The following is a 20104-nucleotide window of genomic DNA, read 5'->3' on the forward strand; positions in this document are numbered from 1 at the left end:
TTTTATAACTCAATTAGTAACCGTTATCTGATCTTTAGAACTTAAAAGTGTAACCTAATGATATTTCAGTACCAGGCTCTCTTAAAGTAAAGGTTTGATCTTGTGCGCCAAAAGATTCGAATTCGCTTAACCTGTTACTATTTAGTATGTTTGAAACTTTTAAATCTACAGAAGAATTTTTTGATTCTCCAAAAGACTTATTGATGGTGAAGTTTAAACTGTGAAATGGTTTGGTATATACATCTGGTGTTTGGTTGATACCAACAACTTCTAATGTTTTTCCTTGTACATTATAAAAAAGACCAGTTTGCAAACCTATATCGGAGTAGTTATAGTCCAGACCAACATTAATTAAATATGGTGCTTGACCTTGTAAATCTCTTTCTCTATCTATAGTTTCCCCATCCCTTGCACCTGCTTGTCTTCCATCAAATTCCTCTTGTGACATTGTCAGTTGAGATTTAATTAATGAGAAGTTAGCAGTTAACTTTAAGTTGTCTAAAGCTTCAGTGATGAACCCTAAGCGTTGGCGCATTTCTAATTCTGCACCATAGACAACAGCATTACCTAAATTATCTACTGTTAACTGTGTAGATGCACCAAGAAAAAATCGCTGCTCAATTGGGTCTGTAAAATCCTTATAAAAACCACTTACTGCAAACATTTGTCCATTGTCACCAAAATGCTCGTATCTTACATCAAAGTTATTGACATACGTTGGTTGTAAATCCAAATCACCTATGAATAAACGATTGGTAATAGGATCAAATATATTGGCCTCAGAAGCTTCTTTAAATGATGGTCTTGCCGTCGTTCTTGAGTATGAAGCTCTTAAATTAGTGTCGTCATTTAACGTGTAAATTAAATTTGCTGAAGGAAATAAATCAAACTCATCTAAAATAGGCGTTCTATTGAAGAAAATTGAATTGTCTGGCGTCCCTGTATAAAATGAATTAAAAAGCTCAGCTCTTAGACCCAATACAGTTTTTAATTTTTCACTTAAATTAAATTCGGCAGAAAAATAAGTTGCTGCAATATGTTGCTCTCCCTCATAGGCATCAATTGGGTTAAATGTATCAATAGAGACCAGGTAAGTTCCGGCATCGCTTGTTGGATTCCAGATATTATCAGAGTCTAATAAATTGTCAACATCTCCATTGGCAATAAAAGCTTGGTCGCCTCTAATATTAAAAGTATAATCATCAATGCTAAAATCCCTAAACTTATAAGTAAAAGCACCACCAAATTTTAGTTTTGCAGGTCTTCCGAACATTTCAACAGTTTTGTCCAAATCAACTTTACCTGCCCAAGACTCTTCAAGCAAATTTCTCCATAGTTGGATTGGCAAAGTAGAAGCTGAAGGCGACAAAAATGAATCTCCATTATCGGCCTGTTGTAAAGGCGTAATACGATGTCCTTTATCCATAACCTTAGAAAATGTTGGTGACAGTTTCCACTCAAGATTAAATGCATTTTCATCCTCATTACTGTTCAACCTATGCTTACCAGTTAGTAATAGGTTTGTAATAGAGCGTTCAGTATAGGTTATAGAGTTTTTGGTCAATGGTTCTAATGCGCCACCTGTACCATCTTGTGATATAATCTGGTCAAAAAAGCCCGCAGTGGATTCTCCATTTTGAATATGCAATAGATTAACCTTAAATTTAGACTTATCTGTTTTGTACGCTAAGCCTAGCATACCATTCATTATAACATTATTGATACCTTCAGAGCCTTGAGAATCTAGAGCTGCAATGAGTTCGTTTTGGGAACGATCTTGTGGGTTTCTAATAAAAGCTCCATCCACTCTGTTCTCGTAAAACGTCGTTTCATTTTTGTAAGAAAACGAAGCTAAGTAACCCAACTTATCCTCTCCAACATCGTATTGATTGCCTAGAGTGAAACCCAAATCAAAGTTCATTCCGCTAGTCTGTTGCTTTGCAGCAAGTTCTTTTTGAAATCTATCCGTAAGTGCTGTTAAGAGCAATCTGTTCTCTGAAGTACTTGGAATAGGTTGATATCTGTGTATCGGTAAGTCCCTTGTGCCATCATCAAAACCTAAAAAATCAGTATCACTTCCATCTGACGTTAAATAATTGTCATTAAAGTGCATATCTGGATTGTAACCAGAGCCTAATGATAAAGAGTATTCAGCTCTACTAGGAAAATCTTTTGTAACGATATCTACAATTCCACCAGTAAAATCAGCAGGATATTCAGCTGATGCCGATTTTAATACAATAACATTATCTAAAATATTGGTAGGGAATAAATCCATTTGGATTGTATTTCTGTCGGGATCTAAACCGGGAATATCAATACCATTTAATATAGACTTTGTGTATCTGTCTCCAAGACCACGTACAAAAACATATTTTCCATCTTGTATAGAAACACCAGGAACACTTTTTACAGCACTAGCCACATTACTTGCACCAGAGCTCTTAATGGCCTGAGCAGATAACCCATCTAACACTACAACGGATTTTTTCTGAATATTAAGAACGGCGTTTTCTGTATTACGTTTTGTGGATGTAGTAATTACAACGGTGTCCAAAGAATTAGTTTCCAAAACCACATCTAAGGTTACGTCCTCACCTTCTTTAATAACTACATCAGTTATTTCCTTTGTAACATAACCCACAAATGAAAATACGATAGTATAAGTTCCTTCTTCTATTTCTAGCTCATATTTTCCATCAAAATCTGCACTGGCACCTTTGCTTGTGCCTTTTACCACAATATTTGCAAATGCCAAAGGCTCGTTAAACTCACCATCTATGACCGTACCAGTTAATTTTCCTTGTGAAAAAACAAGGGAAGTAATTAGAAAGAAAACAAAAGGTAGAACTTTCTGAATATTTTTCATATATAATTTGATATAACCCATCATCTACCTGGTAAATGATGGGTTTAAGTATTTAAATGTGATTTTTTTAAAAGCCTAATTCGCCAGCTATATTTGCGTATGTCCAGCTTAGGTTTGAAGTTAAAGCTCCGACTGTTTGAGCGCCTTCGGTAACTGCTGTTGCTGTAGAGCCAAAGCCAGTCACCATTACATTTTCAGCTTTGTTAACAAAAATATCATTAACATCAGCGACACCAGTTGGTAACACTATTTCCCATGCTCCAAATGTTAGATCTCCGTTGTTGTAATTTGTAGCAACTCCGTCGTTGTCTAACTCAACATCAGATGAATCTTTAAAGCCATACGCGTAAATATTTTCTGTATGCCCTTGTGCATTACTTCTAAAATCAGCATACTCTCCATTAGATGTAACTGAGTTACCAATTAAAGTAGCGTTGGTTAAAGTAAATGAACCAGATGCTGTACCTTCAGGACCATCAATTTCTAAAGCGTGGTCAGAAATATCACCTAAAACAACAACTGCATTGTCAATAGTCCCTGAATAGGCTTGATCAATATCTAAAGCATCATCACCTTGAGCCCATACTAATAAGTTTGATGCATTAACAGTACCTCCAAAGAATTCAATACCATCATCTACATTTGCAACAACTTCAATATTATCTATAGTTGTCCCAGCACCGACACCACCAAGTGTTAATCCATTAATTTCGTTGCCCTCACCAATTAAAGCTCCACCATGACGAATAGAAATATATCTTAAACTTCCTGAGCTATCATCCGGATCAGAACCACCATAAAGACCAAATGAATCATCAGCAGGTATACCTTCAATTTGAGCTTCTATTATATCTCCAGAAAAAGAACAAGGAGCATTTCCTAATATGATTAAGCCTCCCCAAAGACCTCTGTCGTCTTGGTCTAAGTTTGTACCAGCAGTTTCCCCACAAGTAATATTATCACTAGTAGAAGTGAATATGATTGGTTGGTCTGCAGTACCTTCAGCATTTAAAGTACCATCCCTTGCAACTATTAAAGCAGAAGCTAAAGAACCTGTTCCAGCAGAGCCTTTTATTATAGTACCCGGATTTATCGTTAGAGTAACACCTGCACTTACTACAACTTTTTGGTTTAACTGATAAATGTTATCAGATGTCCATGTAGTGCTTTCTGTAATTGCACCTGTAACGGGAACAATTGGGCAATCCTCACCATTGTTTCCGTTTCCGTTATTGATTATTGTAGTTTCTTCGATAATAATAGGCGTATCATCATCCTTAAAACAACCAGTAAGTACTAGTGTAGAAGCTACTATCGCGATTAAAAGTAATTTTTTCATTGAGTTTAAATTTTAATAAACAATTTTTGGTTTTTTATTGTGATGCAAAGAAAGAGGGATAAGATGGTTTGCAGGTTAATCAAAAATTAAAGATTTGTAATTAAATGGTTAGTTTAGTGTTAGCTCTGTATTAAGGGAAATGATGTTAAAGAAACAATTTGGTAACATTGAGATCTACTAAATCTAACTAAGCTTTTTACAATCAATTCTCTGGCAATTTATCTATCTTGCATATTTTAATTTTGAGCTTATGAACTGGGAGCAATTACTATCCTTAAAACGTTTTGGTGACACAAATAAAAGGCTGAGAAAAGAACAAGATGAGACACGCTTGGGCTTTGAGGTGGATTATGACCGTATTATATTTTCATCTGAATTTAGAGGGTTACAGGATAAAACACAGGTTGTTCCATTATCTAAGACAGATTTTGTACATACAAGATTAACCCATAGCTTAGAAGTAAGTGTTGTAGGAAGATCCCTTGGACGTAGAGTGGGTAAACTTCTATTGGAAAAGCATCCACATCTTCAAAATATCCATGGTTACAGAATGAACGATTTTGGTGCTATAGTTGCTGCTGCTGCTTTAGCACATGATATTGGTAATCCTCCGTTTGGTCATTCAGGTGAAAAAGCCATTGGATCTTATTTTAAAAATGGTGATGGATCTCAATTTAAAGATAGCTTAACGGATAAAGAATATCAAGACCTTTGTGATTTTGAAGGTAATGCCAACGGTTTTAAAATCTTAACCGAAAGTAGAGCAGGACGAGCAGGTGGATTGCGATTAAGCTACGCCACATTGGGAGCGTTTATAAAATACCCAAAAGAATCATTGCCAAAGAAACCAAGCCATCATATAGTAGATAAAAAATATGGTTTTTTTCAGAGTGATAAGGATATGTTTAAAGACGTAGCTTCTGAGTTGGGTCTTATAAAAAGAAGTGACAATCACCTCAATTACAATAGACATCCATTAGCTTATTTGGTTGAAGCGGCTGATGACATTTGCTACACGATTATTGATTTTGAAGATGGTATTAATCTTGGATTGATTGAAGAGGATTATGCGCTGGAATATTTAATTAAACTAGTAAAAGGTAAAATAATAACCGAGAATTATAATGCTTTAAAAACTACTGAAGACCGTGTGAGTTATCTAAGGGCATTGGCCATAAATACGTTGATTGATGAAGCAGTGTCAATTTTCATGAAAAATGAAGAAGCCATTTTAAATGGTCAATTTGAAACAGCACTTTTAGACGTTAGTCAATATAAAGCTCAGATTAAGGATATAATTGACCTGAGTGTAAAAAATGTATATCGCTCTAAAGAGGTCATCAATAAGGAAATCGCGGGTTATGAAATTTTGAATCAATTATTGAACGCTTATGGTAAGTTGGCTTTCAATTATTATGAAGGCAGATTATCTAATTATGACAAACTACTGTTAAACCTTCTTCCAGAAACTGTTAAACTTGGAGAGGAATCCCTTTATGATAATCTTTTAAATATCTGTTTGTACGTCTCAAAACTGTCTGACACAAATGCCATGTTATTGCATCAAAAATTGAAGGGGAATATTTTATAGTATGTATTTCATCGAATAAATTTGTTTTTTAACGATATATTGTGTTTATTTACTGAAGTGATTTGAACTATTTGTTTTGTAGCGAAAATTATAGATTTTTTATTTTGATGAAACTTTTTTTAATAGCATAGCCTTAGCTATGGTATGAAAAAAAGCTGAAATCAAGGCAAAACAAGATAAATTTGCAGCCAAAAGAAATGGTTTGAATAACTTCATTAATAATCAGCCCTCATCAAATTACCTACTTATGAGAAATAATATACTTGGAGGCTTGGTCATTTTCATGGTTGTATTGACTTGCCTATTGATGTTAGATGATATTTCTAATACTCAAGAAGAACCTGTTTTAGAAGAGACTGCTCATGTAGAGCAGAGTGCAGAGCAAACAGATTTAGCTGTTATTGAGGAAGAAGAGTAACTCCGTAACCTTCTTCTTTACAGACTCAATATCCAATTCTTGAATTTCAAATAATTGGGTTACAGAGCCATGCTCAACAAATTTATCTTCTACGCCTAATACAGTTATTGGTAGTTTATAACTATTAGCGTTTGCAAATGTCAAAACTGAACTGCCAAATCCACCGACTATAGTACCATCTTCAATAGTTACTATCGATTCATATTGTTCAAAAATTTCATGTAATAAGTCTTCATCCAGAGGTTTAACAAATTGCATGTCGTAATGTGACACATCTAAATCAATTGTAGCATCTTCTACAACTTTCGCCATTGTTCCAATAGAGAGTATTGCAAGTTTCTTCCCTTTTTTTAGACAAACACCTTTACCTATTTCTAAAGTTTCAAAAGGTTTTCTCCACTCCAGAAGGTGACCTCTTCCTCTGGGATATCTTATGGCTAATGGAAAATCGATACCCAATTGAGCCGTGTACATTATATTTCTTAAAGCAATAGCGTCTCTGGGTGCAAAAATCACCAGATTTGGGATGCAGTTTAAGTAAGCCAAATCAAAAACTCCGTGATGTGTCGCTCCATCTTCTCCAACCAAACCAGCTCTATCCAAACAAAAAATAACAGGAAGTTTCTGCAAGGCCACATCATGGATTACCTGGTCGTATGCACGTTGCAAAAACGTTGAATAGATATTACAAAACGGAATGATACCTTGAGTGGCCATACCTGCAGCTAAGGTCACGGCGTGCTGCTCTGCAATACCAACGTCAAAAGCGCGCTCAGGGATTTTATCCATCATATATTTTAATGAACTCCCAGTTGGCATGGCTGGTGTAATACCTATGATGTTTTTGTTTTTTAAAGCAAGTTCAACAATCGTTTCACCAAACACATCTTGATACTTTGGTGGCTGTTCATTGGTGTTGGATTTAGGATGAATCTCACCAGTTTTGGCATTGAATTTACCAGGTGCATGGTATTTTACCTGATCTAATTCAGCTTGTTTTAAACCTTTGCCTTTCGTAGTAATAACATGCAAAAATTTTGGTCCTTTTACGGATTTTAAACGCTCTAATTCAGAAAGTAGAAGAGGTAAATCGTGTCCATCAATTGGGCCAGAGTAATCAAAGTTTAAAGCTTCAAAAATATTGTCTTGTTTTTCGGTGCCTTTTTTAACGTTGGTTAAATATTGTTTTAAAGCTCCAACACTTGGATCAATACCAATGGCATTATCATTTAAAATAACTAACAGGTTGGCATCGGTGACGCCAGCATGATTAAGGCCTTCAAAAGCCATTCCGCTTGCTATTGATGCATCTCCTATAACAGCGATATGATGTTTGTCATCGCCTTTAATTTGCGAAGCAATTGCCATACCTAGAGCTGCAGAAATCGAGGTTGAAGAATGACCAACTCCAAAAGCATCATACGCACTCTCGCTGCGTTTAGGAAATCCACTAATACCGTTGAGTTGTCGGTTGGTATCAAAAATTTCTTTTCTACCAGTGAGTATTTTGTGCACATAGGCTTGATGGCCTACGTCCCAAATCAACACATCCTCTGGTGTTTTAAAGACATAATGCAAAGCAATGGTTAACTCAACAACTCCTAAACTCGCACCCAAATGGCCTTCTTTAGTAGCTACGATATTGATGATAAAGTCACGTAATTCTTGAGCAAGTTGAGGTAGAGCATCTCGTTTAAGTTGACGTAAATCTTTAGGTAGGGTGATATGTTCTAAAAGTGATTCTTGCACCAAACAAAAATACGAGATTTTATTAGCTAAATAATTTTAAAGTTTACCTGATTAGAATGTTATAGTGTAAAAATAGTTTTTAGAAAAATGCAATAATATCTCATATGATTAGCAAAATATGAAGTCACTAAAACAATTTTTTTATATATCCTTAATGATTCCTTACTTTTGGCGAAATAAAAATAATTCTGTATGGTAAGAGAAATTTCTCCGACTTACAGTCTAACCATTACATATTTGCTATGAAAAAAAATTACCTATCCCTGGTACTATTATGCTTAATAGTATCTGTTTCCTTTGTGTTTGGTCAAAGTAACGAGCCTAGTTCTAATTATGAAGCTTTAATTAATGACTATCTAAAAAATAACCAATCAAAATTTGGTTTGCAAAGTGAAGATTATGCTGACCTTGTTATTAATAACGAATATTTTTCTGTAGGTACGGAAATAACACACGTATATATAAACCAGGCTTATCAAAATATTAGAATTTCTAATGCAATTTCTGGTGTCGCGATTAAAAATGGTGAAGTATTTTATTTTTCTAATAGATTTTTTAAGGATATTTCAAACAAGATTAATACAAGCACAGCATCACAAACACCAGCTTCTGCAATAGAAGGTTTAGCTAATCATTTTCAGTTAGGAACTCCGCAGAATCTTGTTCAATTATCTAAAGATGGCAATGCGTATACATTTTCTAATGGAAACATTTCTACAAGAGATATCTCTGCCGAGTTGGTATACGTTAATGTTGAAGATCAGTTAAAACTAGCTTGGGATGTCATCATTTATGCAAATGATAATACGCATTGGTATAGTGCAAGAATCGATGCGACAACAAATGAAATAATTGAAGTTGACAATCTTGTACTGAGCTGTAATTTTGAAAGACCGCATACACACGAGAAGATGTCAGAATCTATTGATTTTTTCAATAAGGTTAATGTGCCTTCACCATCAATTTTAGTGGATGGCTCAAGATATAACGTTTTTGCACTTCCGGCAGAAAGCCCAAATCATGGACCTAGGCAAGTTGTTACAGATCCGGCAAGTATATTGGCGTCTCCTTTTGGATGGCATGATGATGATGGAGTTTTAGGTGCAGATCACACAATTACCAGAGGTAATAATGTTTGGGCGCAAGAAGATAGAGACGGGCTACCTTTTACTGTAGGTTTTTCTCCTGATGGTACCAGCGCATTAAACTTTGATTTTCCGTTAGATATTAATCAACCGCCAGCAGGCTATGAAGATGTATCTATTACCAATTTGTTCTATACAAATAACATGATGCATGATATTTGGTATCACTATGGTTTTGACGAAGCAGCCGGGAATTTTCAAGAAACAAATTATACAACTTTAGGTGCCAGTGGAGATTATGTTAATGCAGATGCCCAAGATGGTAGCGGACAAAACAATGCCACTTTTGGAACTCCACCAGATGGTCAAAATCCAAATATGACCATGTTTTTGTGGACTCCAGCTGGCCCACTTAACGAACCTTTAACTATAAATAATGGTACTGTAGCAGGTGATTATAATGGGAGTGAAGCTACTTTTGGTGATGCTTTATCTACAACTCCGATAACATCAAATTTAACGTTGGCAATAGATGGAACACCAGATGCTAACGATGCTTGTGAAACACTTATTAATACTGGTGCTTTAAATGGAAGTATCGCTGTAATACGCAGAGGAACTTGTGAATTTGGGTTTAAGGTACGTGCCGTTGAAAATGCAGGAGCAATTGCAGCAATAATTGTAAATAATGAAGCTGGAGCAACTATAACGATGGGTCCTGGAGCTGTTGGAAATCAAGTTACTATTCCTTCAATTATGGTTAATCAAAGCGATGGGGAAGCTATTATTTCTGCTTTAATTGGAGGGCAAACTTTATCAGCGACATTGGTTAATAACGGTCCTTTTGATATTGATGGTGATTTTGATAATGGAATTGTAGCACATGAGTATGGGCATGGAATCTCTACCAGATTAACTGGCGGACCAGCTGCAGCGGGATGCCTTTTTAATGAAGAACAAATGGGAGAAGGATGGTCTGACTGGTTTGGACTTATGGTTACAATGTACCCTACAGATACTGAAGACGACGCTAGAGGAATAGGGACTTTTGCTGTAAGCCAACCAACAACAGGTGGAGGTATTAGACCAGCGCGCTATAGTCCAGATTTTGCAGTAAATAATTTTACGTACGGAGACACTAATAACCCTGGTTTATCAGTACCACATGGTGTAGGTTTTGTATGGGCAACTGTACTTTGGGACTTAACGTGGGCTTATGTAGACAAATATGGCTTTGATCCAGATTTGTATAATGGAAATGGCGGAAACAATAAAGTGATGCAACTTGTATTGGATGGTTTAAAACTTCAACCTTGTGAACCTGGCTTTATAGATGGTAGAGATGCGTTACTTGCGGCTGATACAGCGATGGGTGGTGCAGATCAATGTATGATATGGGAAGTTTTTGCCAGACGTGGACTTGGATTTAATGCCTCTCAAGGGCTGTCAACTTCAAGGTCAGATCAGGTAGAAGACTTTAGTATGCCACCAAATTCAGATGCTTCTTTAGCAAATTGTACAAGTCTTAGTGTAGAAGAGTTTTCTGCAAACACCTTACAAGTATATCCTAATCCAACAAATGATAAAATTTCAATTTCTACAAAAACCGGTTTAGGTAATGTTACAATAAAGCTTACCGATTTAAATGGAAGAGCGGTGTTAACTATAAAGAAAGAGCTTTTTGACACGGTTTCAATAAGCACAGGGAATCTTCAAGATGGTATATATATACTGTCAATTACTGGAGAGAACTTTAATTTTGTAGAAAAAATTGTGAAAAACTAACATTAGACTTTATAATGATTCGCCCTTTTGATGACACTTACTTTATGCGAAAAGCACTTCAAGAAGCTAAGGTCGCCTATGAAAAGGGCGAAATTCCTGTTGGAGCAATCATTGTTGTAGAAGATAGGATTATTGCCAGAACACATAATCTTACAGAGTTGCTAAATGATGTAACAGCACATGCCGAAATGCAAGCTATAACATCAGCAGCAAATTTTTTAGGTGGAAAATATCTTAATAAATGCACACTATATGTCACCTTAGAGCCATGTCAAATGTGTGCAGGTGCATTATATTGGAGCCAGATTTCTAAAATAGTTTATGCAGCTTCAGATGCCGAACGAGGATATAAGACACTTGGAACCAAATTGCATCCAAAGACTAAGGTTGTAAGCGGAATTCTGGCGGAAGAGGCGTCAGAATTATTAAGGAGATTTTTTATAGAGAAGCGTAATTTAAATTAAGCATAAAAAAAAACGCCCAACCAAAGGTTGAGCGTTGAAACTTGTAAGATATATACTTATTATAGTACCTGTACGTTTGCAGCTACCATTCCTTTTCTTCCTTCTTCTTCTGTGTACTCTACTTGATCACCTTCGCGTAACTCTACACCGTTAAGGTTTGATACGTGTACAAAGATGTCTTTTCCTGTTTCTTCGTTGGTAATGAATCCAAATCCTTTTGAATCATTGAAAAATTTAACTGTTCCAGTCATTATAAAATAAATAAAAATTAAAGTGCAAAGATATAATATAAATTAATGCTAGTGTTAATAAATCATTTTATTTTAATTATTTGAAACTTAATAAGTTAAAAATCACACATGCCAAAGTGTTGCCAGCGCTTACTGTTAAAGGACTAAGCGAAACCGTTCAAAAATTCTTAGAGCGATTTTTAAATCTTCTTTTCTCTCTGGTTTTCTCGCATTTTATCCAAATTTTCCTTGGTGAGCATATAATCTTTTGCGTTTTTGCCTTTCCATCTGTAGTAAGAAAACAACGGAAATACTATTAAAAACAACCCAATAACGCCAAAACCGATTAATTTTTGGGAATAGTCTACATCTAAAATAAAGCCACAAATAATACTTGTAATCGAGGAGATAAAGGCAATGAGTGTTATGATGTGAATGGGTTTCATATAAAAATACTTAGGATGTAAAGTTAATTAATTCGTGTCGATAAGCTGTTAGCAACTTAGATTTTGAAACAAAACCATAATACTTATTATCTTTAATAACAGGAAGATTCCAAGCTTGTGAATCCTGAAACTTCCGCATCACATCTTGCATAGAATCTTGTTCATATATAATATACTCTGGTGCTTGGTGCATAAAGGTTTCAACAGTTGTAGATTGATAAAGTGATTGGTCAAACATCACGGTTCTTATATCATCTAACAATATAATACCCACAAAGCCACCATTAGAATCCGTCACCGGAAACAAATTTCTGCTAGATTTTGACACACCGTTTTTCAACATTTCGCCTAAAGTCATTTCAGGATGCAGTTGAATAAAATCTTGTTCAATGACCGAATCGAGCTTCATTAAAATGAGTACATTTTTGTCCTTGTCTTGTGTTAATAAAGCCCCTTTCTCAATAAGTTCTTTCGTGTAAATGGTATGATCCAAACCATTTTTATTGATGATGAAAGACATGGACGCAGTTATCATCAAAGGCACAAACAATTCGTAACCACCAGTGATTTCAGCAATCAGGAAAATAGCAGTCAATGGAGCATGAAGCACTCCAGCAATTAAACCAGCCATACCAATTAACGTAAAGTTGGCTTCGGAAACAGTGAAACCTAACCCGCAATTATTAATCACTTTAGCAACTACATTACCCAGTGCACTTCCCATAACTAATGTTGGGATTATAATTCCACCTGTACCACCAGCAGCAAAAGTGGTGGTCATGGCAATGGCTTTAAAAATTGTAATTCCGAAGAGCAGTCCAATAACGATCCAAATATTGTCTAAGTGCTCATCAAAAGGTGTATTGCCCAAAGCTTCAATATCGTTGCCTAACATTAAATTATTTATAAACCCAAAACCTTCACCATAAAGTGGTGGAATAAAGAATAGCATGGTGCCAATAGCTAATCCTCCAATAATTAACTTATGTTTTGCAGACTTCAGCCTATTAAAAATTGAAGTAATGCCAAAATAGATTTTAGAAAAATAAACGGAAGCGATTCCGGTTCCAATACCAAGAATAATGTAAAATAGGGTGTCTTTAATCAGGAACTTTTCAGACACATTAAAATCAAAAAGCACGCTGTCTCCCAAAAAGAAGTATGAGGTTATCACAGAGGAAACAGAGGCTATTAAAAGTGGTAATAACGACGCAAAAGTTAGGTCTAAGCTAAACACTTCAATAGCAAAAATTATAGCTGCTATTGGCGATTTAAAAATGGACGCTATGGCTCCAGCTGCAGCACAACCAATTAACAGGCTTCTGGTTTTTCTGTTGATATGTAGAAATTGCCCTAAGTTAGAGCTTATCGCAGATGCAGACAATATCGCAGGACCTAACAAACCAACGGAACCACCAAAACCTGCGGTTAGTGGTGCGGTAATCAGTGGGAAATAGATGTTCTTTTTTTCAAGTATGCCATCTCTTTTAGACAGAGAATATAATATGGACGGAATGGCGTGGCCACTCGGTTTTTTAGAGACATACTTTACAAAAAGATAGACCAAGAAAAGTCCGATAATGGGTAAAATAAAATAGATGCTATTTTGCGATAGAATAATACCTTTTTCAAAAATCGCTTCAATAGTAAACGTTATATTCTTAATGGTTACAGAAACAATACCAGAGAGCAAACCTATAACCAAACTCAATAGAAAAATAAAATTCTTCTCTGAGATATACTTATATCTTAGAATAAGCAATCGCTTAAGGAATTTGGATTTAGTTGGCATAGTTAAATCTAACAAAAAATCCTGCATAAAGCAGGATTTGATATCTAAGATTTTAAATTAAGCTTTAAACTTAATTCTTCAAGTTGTTCATCATCTATTGGTGCAGGTGCATCAATCATAACATCTCTGCCAGAATTGTTTTTTGGGAAGGCAATAAAATCTCGTATCGTTTCCTGTCCGCCTAAAATGGCAACCAATCTATCCAATCCAAATGCAATCCCTCCGTGTGGTGGTGCACCATATTCAAAAGCATCCATTAAAAATCCGAACTGAGCTCTAGCTTCATCTTCAGAAAAACCAAGGTGTTTTAACATAATGGCTTGTGTAGCTTTATCGTGAATACGAATTGAGCCTCCGCCTATTTCGTTTCCATTCAATACTAAATCGTAGGCATTGGCTTTAACGTTTCCCGGATTGGTGTCCAATAACTCCAACTGTCCTGGTTTTGGGGAGGTAAATGGATGGTGCATCGCATGGTAACGCTCGGTATCTTCATCCCATTCCAATAACGGGAAATCCATAACCCAAAGTGGAGCAAATTCATCAGGTTTACGTAACCCTAAACGTTCTGCCAATTCCATTCGTAATGCGCTCAATTGCGCTCTTGTTTTGTTGGTTTCTCCAGATAGGACCAGAATTAAATCACCGGCTTTTGCGCCAGTTTTTTCTGCCCATTTTGCCAAGTCGTCTTGGTCGTAAAATTTATCGACTGAAGATTTATAAGTGCCATCGTCATTGCAACGACAATAAACCATACCTAGAGCTCCCACTTGTGGACGCTTTACCCAATCAATGAGTTTATCGATCTCTTTTCTTGTGTAACTATTTCCACCAGGTACAGCAATACCCACAACAAGTTCAGCAGAATTAAATACGTTGAAATCTTTATGTTGAGCAACTTCATTGAGTTCTCCAAACTCCATACCAAAACGAATGTCAGGTTTATCGTTACCATATAAGCGCATTGCATCATCGTAGAGCATTCTCGGGAATTTCTCTACTTCAACACCATTGATTTCTTTTAATAAATGACGCGTTAGTCCCTCAAAGGTGTTTAAGATATCTTCTTGCTCCACAAAGGCCATTTCACAGTCAATCTGCGTAAATTCCGGTTGTCTATCTGCTCGTAAATCCTCATCCCTAAAACACTTTACGATTTGGAAATACTTATCCATACCACCAACCATAAGCAATTGCTTGAAGGTTTGAGGTGATTGTGGTAAAGCGTAAAATTGACCTTCATTCATACGAGAAGGCACCACAAAATCACGCGCTCCTTCTGGCGTAGATTTAATTAAGTAAGGTGTTTCTACTTCTATAAAACCATCACTAGACAAATAGTTTCTTACTGCCTGAGTAACCTTATGTCTAAAGATTAAACTTTCCTTTACAGGATTACGACGAATATCCAAATAACGATATTTCATACGCAAATCATCACCACCATCTGTGGTATCCTCAATAGTAAATGGCGGCACCAGAGAAGAATTTAAAATAGTTAATTCTGAAACTAACACTTCAATATTTCCTGTTGGAATATTTGGGTTTTTAGAAGCACGCTCTTGCACTTTCCCAGTAACCTGAATCACAAATTCACGACCAAGTTTTTGAGCTTTTTCCATCAAGTCTTTTGAAGTCTGTTCTTCATCAAAATAAAGTTGGGTAATACCATAACGGTCTCGTAAATCCACATAGACCATAAAACCCTTATCTCTAACTCCCTGTACCCAACCTGCGAGGGTAACTTCTGTATTGTTATGTGTGGCTCTAAGTTCACCACAATTATGACTTCTAAACATATTGAAAAATTAAATAATTCACCTTTGAATAAAGCTATGGCGAATAAGGTGCAAATTTAATATAATATGTGAACTTTATTTAACAACTGACTTTGAAAAGTTTAAGTAAGTTATTTTGAGGATTATTCAAGATTTTGCTTAAAAAACTGTTAAAAATTAAATATAATTCAGATATTTGGTACTAAACAATAACTAATTCTAAACAAATGAAAGAAAAATCGATTTTATTAAAATGGCTTTTGTTTTCGTTTTTCTTGTTCCCTGCGATGTTGTTTGCGCAACAAGTTACAGGAAAAATGACAGACAAGGCTAGTGGTATTCCAATTGCAGGAGGATCTGTACTTGTTAAAAACACAACAAACGGAACCTCAACGGATTTTGATGGTAATTATACCTTAAACGTGGATAGTTTCCCCGTTACGATTGTATATTCTTATTTAGGCTATACAACTCAAGAGATTGTTGTTAATTCGGCATCCGTTGTTAACGTTGTAATGGAGGAGTCGGCTACATCTTTAGACGAAATTGTAGTTACAGGTTTGGCATCATCCACTAAACGATCTAATGCGGCTAACGCAGTTGCCTCAGTTTCTGCAGATGAATTAACCGGTGTAACAGTACAATCTGGATTAGATGGTGCACTCTCAGGTAAATTTACAGGTGCTGAGATTAAGGCCAATTCTGGTGCTCCAGGTGGTGGTATTTCTATGCGCTTAAGAGGTGTAACTTCTATCTTTGGAGACCAACAGCCATTATTTATTGTAGATGGTGTTTATGTAGATAACCAATCCATAGGTTTGGGAAATAATATTGTAAGTGAAGCAGCTGGTGGTGGTAACACGTCCACTAACCAAGATGACGCTTCTAACCGTATTGCTGATATCGATCCAGAAGATATCGAAAGTGTAGAAATTTTAAAAGGTGCATCTGCGGCCGCAATCTATGGCTCTAGAGCAGCAGGAGGTGTGGTTCTTATTACTACTAAAAGAGGAAGACAAGGGAAACCGCAAGTGTCTTTTTCTCAAGTAACCGGTTTTAGAAGTCCAACACAATTATTAGGATTGAGAGATTACACCCAAGAACAAATTACGGCGTTAGGTGGTCCAGATAATCCTGTTTTAAGAGATTATGAAGCCGAATTGTTTGACCATACAAGAGTATCTTCTACAACCAGATTTTCAACTTCTGGTGCTAATGATAAGACAGATTATTTCTTTGGTGCTACTCACAGAAATGAACCTGGTTTAGTTGATAATACAGGGTACAAAAAGAGCTCTATAAGACTTAATATTGGTCAGCGTTTTAATGATTGGTTAGATTTATATGTTACAACCAATTACATCAATTCAGAATCTGATAGAGGTTTCTTTAACAATGGAAATGCTAACAGAACAGTTGGTTATGCATTGGCATTTACTTACCCTTGGGAGGATTTATCTCCAGTTGATGGAGTGTTTCCTCAAGGAGGTGCAGGATCTAACGTTTTAGAAACAGTGGCAATAACCACTAATAGAGAAGAGGTTAATCGTTTTATTGGTAGTGCAAAAACTAATATAAAACTTCTTACCACAGATTCTAATAGGTTAAAGCTGGTATTTGAAGGTGGTTTTGATCAGTACACACTAAGAACCACAAGTATTTTCCCAAGCGCTTTAACTTATTTTAGAGATCCTTCATCTTTAGGAGGAGTCGCTATATCAGGTACAACCGTGAACACTAATTTTAACCTATCCGCATTTTTAGTTCACAACTTATATTTAGATAATGGATTGGAGTTCACAACTCAAGTTGGTAGCTTCTTACAAGATTTTGATAGAAATACTGTAACTACTATTGGTACCGGATTAAATGGATCTCAAACAAGTTTGAGCCAAGCATCTAATATTTCCACTAATCAATTGATAATCCCTCAAAGGGATAAAGGATTCTTTGTACAAGAAGAAATCAATTATCAAGATCAGATTATTGCTACATTAGGTATTAGAGGGGATAAATCTACTAATAATGGTAATGCAAATCAGTTTTATTATTATCCAAAAGCTAACCTGGCAGTTAACCTGAGTAAGTTTGATTTTTGGGATTTTGAAACGATTAATTATTTTAAACCAAGAATTGCTTACGGTGAAGCTGGACGTTTTTCTACGTTCAACCAAAGGTTTGCTACAATGAATGCACAATTCATTGATGGTCAATCGGGTTTAAGCCCTGCTAATTTAAGAGGAAACTCAAATATAGGACCTGAGAGACAGTCTGAGTTGGAGTTTGGATTTGATCTAGGAGTATTAGATAATAAGTTTTTATTAGAGGTTTCATTCTATAACAAACAAGTCAAAGATTTATTATTAAACTCTCAAGTGCCAACGTCATCTGGTTTTACTCAAGCACCAGTAAATGCAGGTACCTTACAGAACAAAGGGGTTGAGTTAGGATTAAATGTTAATGTATTAGAAAAAGAGGATTTGTCTTGGAACGCTAACTTTAAGTGGTGGAAGAACAAGTCTGAAATTACGGAATTAGATATCCCTTCATTTACAACAGGTGGTTTTGCAGCTTCGTTAGGTACATTTCTAATTCAAGAAGGCAAAAGTGCCACTCAAATTGTTGGAACATACGATCCTGATGCTTATACTGCAGAAGAGATTGCTAGACGAGATCCAGAAGGTGACGGTTTCTTCGTTTATGGTAATGCAGAACCTGATTTTCAAATGTCATGGTATAATGAAATCAATTACAAGAATTTTGATTTTACGTTCTTATGGCATTGGAAAAAGGGAGGGGATAATATAAATTTATCAACCTTATTATATGATTTGGCTGGTACAACTTGGGATTATAATGACACTGGTCTTGATCCTTCAGGTCAGCTTAATAATGGAGACTATAGAGCAAGTCAGGCCTTTGTTAATCCAGATCCATATATTGAAGATGCAGGTTATATAAGACTAAGAGAAATAGGTGTATTCTATACTTTACCAGAAGGTCTCATTAAATATGCAACAAAAATAAAAGTAGGTCTTTCAGGTAGAAACCTCATTAATATTTTTGATTACAACAGTTATGATCCTGAAGTTTCTAACTTTGGTAATAATGTATTAGCAAACAACATTGAGGTAACACCATACCCACAGTCAAAGTTTGTCAACTTTCACTTAAATGTTAACTTCTAAAAAAAAAATTATGAAAAAAATAGCAATAAAATTTGTCTTTATGTTTGCCGTGATACTCTTTTCGGGTTGCGAGCTTGAAGATATAGAAAATCCTAACGCACCTACTGTTGGCAGTTTTGAAGAAGGCGCTACAGCAGAAGATGTTAGGTTATTGGCAGTTGGATTAGAGGCTGTCATGCGAAATGATCTGGCATTCCACTATGATACAGTAAGTATTTTAGGAAGAGAATATTATGACTTAACAGGAGTAGATCCTCGTTATACGGGTGAATTGTTAAAAGGACCCTTAGACAATAATGGCTTTTTAACCACTAGAGCATATGCTGCTTGGTATAAGGTGGTAAAGTCTGCCAATATACTTATTGAAGCAGTAGAAAATTCCGCAGCTGGTTTTACAGATGAGGAAAAGAACAGCTACTATGGATATGCCAAAACATTAAAAGCTTATGCTTTACTTATGGTGGCTAATAGGCAGTTTGACAATGGCATACGCTTAGATGTTGCTGACCCAGATAATCTTGGGCCAAATGTTGGCTATTCTGAAGCGCTTACAGGTATAATGGAGTTGCTGAATGAAGCTAACGCAGATTTAGCGAGCGCTTCTGCAGATTTTGATTTTGACCTTAGCTCAGGCTTTGATGGTTTTGATACTACGGCTTCTTTTGCGGAGTTTAATAGAGCCATAGCATCAAGAACTGCGCTTCACCAAGGTAATAATGGTTTAGCCTTATCATTGCTGGGAGATTCTTTCTTCGATATCAATGGTGACTTATACAACGGCGTAGCACATGTTTTTGGTCTTACAGGTAATGATATACTAAATACTCAGTTTCATGTGCCGTTACAGTCGGGACAAGAGTTTATGGTACACCCAACTTGGATAGCTGATGCGGAAGCAGGAGATACTCGCGTAGATGAAAAAGCTATTTTATTACCAGGAGGAACTATGTTTGATGGGCTTTCTGCTGACTATCAAATAGCAGTATACGATAGCCAGGTTGATCCAGTTTATTTAATAAGAAACGAGGAGTTGATTCTAATCTATGCTGAGGTTAATATTGGAACCAATGATGCAGAAGCTATAGCAGCTATCAATAGAGTTAGAAATGCAGCTGGGTTGCCAGATTATGCAGGTCCTGTTGATGCGACAAGTCTTTTAGATGAAGTTTTACGTCAAAGACGTTATTCTTTATTGGCTGAAGGTCATAGATGGATTGACTTGAGGAGGTTAGATAGGTTAAACCCTGCAAATATTCCTCTAGACAGATCTGGAGACAATATTATAAATGCGTTCCCAACGCCATTTACTGAAAATCTAAATTAATTTTAGAGTAGTCTATTTTAAAAAGCCTCAACTTAAATAGTTGAGG

At 35.9% G+C, this 20104-nt stretch carries 13 protein-coding genes; 6 read left to right on the plus strand and 7 right to left on the minus strand.

The features are described 5' to 3' along the window. Nucleotides 1-34 precede the first annotated feature (34 nt). Together ACQ65V_RS06375 and ACQ65V_RS06380 are read right to left on the minus strand one after the other, a co-directional pair. Entirely contained in the window at nucleotides 35-2869 is a 2835-nt protein-coding gene (locus ACQ65V_RS06375; RefSeq protein ID WP_430467302.1) for a TonB-dependent receptor domain-containing protein, read from the minus strand. Between the two features lie 67 nt (nucleotides 2870-2936). Then, the gene (locus ACQ65V_RS06380) at nucleotides 2937-4208 is read right to left on the minus strand and encodes a hypothetical protein (RefSeq protein ID WP_430467303.1); all 1272 of its coding nucleotides are present in this window, start codon (nucleotides 4206-4208) and stop codon (nucleotides 2937-2939) included. A 250-nt stretch (nucleotides 4209-4458) separates the two neighbouring features. Here ACQ65V_RS06380 and ACQ65V_RS06385 point away from each other — a divergent pair, with 250 nt between their 5' ends. Beyond that, nucleotides 4459-5799 carry a deoxyguanosinetriphosphate triphosphohydrolase gene (locus tag ACQ65V_RS06385; protein ID WP_430467304.1) on the plus strand — a complete coding sequence of 447 codons (1341 nt, stop codon included), beginning with the start codon at nucleotides 4459-4461 and terminating at the stop codon, nucleotides 5797-5799. 247 nt (nucleotides 5800-6046) lie between these two features. Next, a complete protein-coding gene (locus ACQ65V_RS06390; protein ID WP_273290543.1) occupies nucleotides 6047-6217 on the plus strand; it encodes a hypothetical protein in 171 nt (56 codons plus the stop codon). On the opposite strand, the gene ACQ65V_RS06395 is transcribed toward ACQ65V_RS06390, so the two are convergent. Further along, nucleotides 6191-7966, minus strand: a complete 1776-nt coding sequence (locus ACQ65V_RS06395; protein WP_430467305.1) for a 1-deoxy-D-xylulose-5-phosphate synthase — start codon at nucleotides 7964-7966, stop codon at nucleotides 6191-6193. The genes ACQ65V_RS06390 and ACQ65V_RS06395 overlap by 27 nt on opposite strands. Nucleotides 7967-8208: 242 nt before the next feature. Here ACQ65V_RS06395 and ACQ65V_RS06400 point away from each other — a divergent pair, with 242 nt between their 5' ends. Together ACQ65V_RS06400 and ACQ65V_RS06405 are read left to right on the plus strand one after the other, a co-directional pair. Continuing rightward, nucleotides 8209-10836 (plus strand): T9SS-dependent M36 family metallopeptidase, encoded by a 2628-nt coding sequence (locus ACQ65V_RS06400; protein WP_155088817.1) that lies wholly within the window; start codon nucleotides 8209-8211, stop codon nucleotides 10834-10836. 14 nt (nucleotides 10837-10850) lie between these two features. After that, the gene (locus tag ACQ65V_RS06405) at nucleotides 10851-11300 is read left to right on the plus strand and encodes a nucleoside deaminase (protein WP_155088816.1); all 450 of its coding nucleotides are present in this window, start codon (nucleotides 10851-10853) and stop codon (nucleotides 11298-11300) included. Nucleotides 11301-11359: 59 nt separating this feature from the next. Here the strand turns inward: ACQ65V_RS06405 and ACQ65V_RS06410 are convergent, their stop codons facing one another. The 4 genes from ACQ65V_RS06410 to aspS all read right to left on the minus strand — a co-directional run bounded on the left by ACQ65V_RS06410 (nucleotide 11360) and on the right by aspS (nucleotide 15567). Then, on the minus strand, nucleotides 11360-11551 hold the full coding sequence (locus ACQ65V_RS06410) for a cold-shock protein (protein WP_155088814.1): 192 nt from the start codon (nucleotides 11549-11551) through the stop codon (nucleotides 11360-11362). A 179-nt stretch (nucleotides 11552-11730) separates the two neighbouring features. After that, complete coding sequence (locus tag ACQ65V_RS06415; protein WP_155088812.1) at nucleotides 11731-11976, minus strand: hypothetical protein; 246 nt, start codon at nucleotides 11974-11976, stop codon at nucleotides 11731-11733. A gap of 10 nt (nucleotides 11977-11986) precedes the next feature. Beyond that, the gene (locus ACQ65V_RS06420; RefSeq protein WP_155088810.1) at nucleotides 11987-13768 is read right to left on the minus strand and encodes a chloride channel protein; all 1782 of its coding nucleotides are present in this window, start codon (nucleotides 13766-13768) and stop codon (nucleotides 11987-11989) included. Nucleotides 13769-13812: 44 nt separating this feature from the next. Then, nucleotides 13813-15567: an aspartate--tRNA ligase gene (gene aspS / locus ACQ65V_RS06425; RefSeq protein ID WP_155088808.1), complete on the minus strand. Its 1755-nt coding sequence runs from the start codon at nucleotides 15565-15567 to the stop codon at nucleotides 13813-13815. Nucleotides 15568-15773: 206 nt separating this feature from the next. Between aspS and ACQ65V_RS06430 the strand changes: the two genes are divergently transcribed. Continuing rightward, nucleotides 15774-18734: a SusC/RagA family TonB-linked outer membrane protein gene (locus ACQ65V_RS06430; RefSeq protein WP_155088806.1), complete on the plus strand. Its 2961-nt coding sequence runs from the start codon at nucleotides 15774-15776 to the stop codon at nucleotides 18732-18734. Between the two features lie 10 nt (nucleotides 18735-18744). Next, nucleotides 18745-20058, plus strand: coding sequence for a RagB/SusD family nutrient uptake outer membrane protein (locus tag ACQ65V_RS06435; RefSeq protein ID WP_235898299.1), 1314 nt, complete (start codon nucleotides 18745-18747; stop codon nucleotides 20056-20058). The last annotated feature ends 46 nt before the right edge of the window (nucleotides 20059-20104 follow it).

This window comes from Winogradskyella ouciana (genome assembly GCF_965284585.1).
GTDB lineage: Bacteria > Bacteroidota > Bacteroidia > Flavobacteriales > Flavobacteriaceae > Winogradskyella > Winogradskyella ouciana.

Excerpts from the sequence above, each read along its gene's own strand:
- ACQ65V_RS06380 (WP_430467303.1), bottom strand. The coding sequence starts at position 4,208 with ATGAAAAAATTACTTTTAATCGCGATAGTAGCTTCTACACTAGTACTT.
- ACQ65V_RS06390 (WP_273290543.1), top strand. The coding sequence starts at position 6,047 with ATGAGAAATAATATACTTGGAGGCTTGGTCATTTTCATGGTTGTATTG.
- ACQ65V_RS06405 (WP_155088816.1), top strand. The coding sequence starts at position 10,851 with ATGATTCGCCCTTTTGATGACACTTACTTTATGCGAAAAGCACTTCAA.
- ACQ65V_RS06430 (WP_155088806.1), top strand. The coding sequence starts at position 15,774 with ATGAAAGAAAAATCGATTTTATTAAAATGGCTTTTGTTTTCGTTTTTC.
- aspS (WP_155088808.1), bottom strand. The coding sequence starts at position 15,567 with ATGTTTAGAAGTCATAATTGTGGTGAACTTAGAGCCACACATAACAAT.
- ACQ65V_RS06400 (WP_155088817.1), top strand. The coding sequence starts at position 8,209 with ATGAAAAAAAATTACCTATCCCTGGTACTATTATGCTTAATAGTATCT.
- ACQ65V_RS06435 (WP_235898299.1), top strand. The coding sequence starts at position 18,745 with ATGAAAAAAATAGCAATAAAATTTGTCTTTATGTTTGCCGTGATACTC.
- ACQ65V_RS06385 (WP_430467304.1), top strand. The coding sequence starts at position 4,459 with ATGAACTGGGAGCAATTACTATCCTTAAAACGTTTTGGTGACACAAAT.
- ACQ65V_RS06420 (WP_155088810.1), bottom strand. The coding sequence starts at position 13,768 with ATGCCAACTAAATCCAAATTCCTTAAGCGATTGCTTATTCTAAGATAT.
- ACQ65V_RS06410 (WP_155088814.1), bottom strand. The coding sequence starts at position 11,551 with ATGACTGGAACAGTTAAATTTTTCAATGATTCAAAAGGATTTGGATTC.
- ACQ65V_RS06375 (WP_430467302.1), bottom strand. The coding sequence starts at position 2,869 with ATGAAAAATATTCAGAAAGTTCTACCTTTTGTTTTCTTTCTAATTACT.
- ACQ65V_RS06415 (WP_155088812.1), bottom strand. The coding sequence starts at position 11,976 with ATGAAACCCATTCACATCATAACACTCATTGCCTTTATCTCCTCGATT.